General features: G+C 47.1%; 1 protein-coding gene. It reads right to left on the reverse strand.

Annotated features, from left to right (window positions below; all coding sequences use genetic code 11):
- On the reverse strand, positions 1 to 804 hold an 804-nt coding region (locus ACS8FD_RS19130), incomplete at both ends, for a flavin monoamine oxidase family protein (RefSeq protein WP_439277024.1).

An 804-nucleotide genomic window follows, 5' to 3' on the forward strand; every position in this document is an offset into this window, starting at 1 on the left:
CTTGATGAATCTTAGTGACTTTGGCATTAAACTCAATCATATCGCGGCACTCACGAGTGAACGCATCACCGATTTTGCCCATACCGCCTACTGGCTGAAACATCGTTGGTTGATGGCCATAAGTCATGTGATTGGCATAAATATCTGACCACATGCCAGAGTCCAATATCTCACCGATAGGTAGAGGCTTCGAGGGTTTTTCGTTGGGCATCAGGCCACCACCAGGAAAGACGCTAAAACCGCGATGCTTGGTAGTCTCATTACTGGCTCTGTAGCGATAGTCTTTGTCTAGTACGCCCCAGCCTTTTAAGCCCTCAAGCAACTTTTCTTTATCCTCAGTATTCACTGAACGATCAAGACCACCAACGTTGACGGCCTTTGATAGCAGCTCAGCCACATTGCCTTGTATGTCGTTTTTTACATCTCCTAAACGCTGCGGCACCCCGCCAAAGTGCGTAGAGCGATGCAGATAAGCTCGGTCGTTAGTCTGAATAAAAGGTTGCATCTCAACACCAAACTTCTTGCAGTAGTGAAATACAGCATAATGATGACTTGGTAAACGCCAAGGCCCGCCATTAAAATAGTTACCTTCTTCAAAATCACAGGTAACTTCCTCACCGCCAAGCTCGGTATATTTGTCACCACTGTTGAGCGTCCAGCTACGTCCACCACCGCGATTTTGAAACTCAAGCACTTTAACATCATAACCGGCTTTACGTAGCTCATAAGCTGCAGTGAGACCACCAAGACCTGCACCAAGAATAACAATACTCGCTCCTGGAGGCGCTCCTTTTAGGTCCATCG

It is taken from the genome of Psychrobacter sp. 1U2, assembly GCF_051847575.1.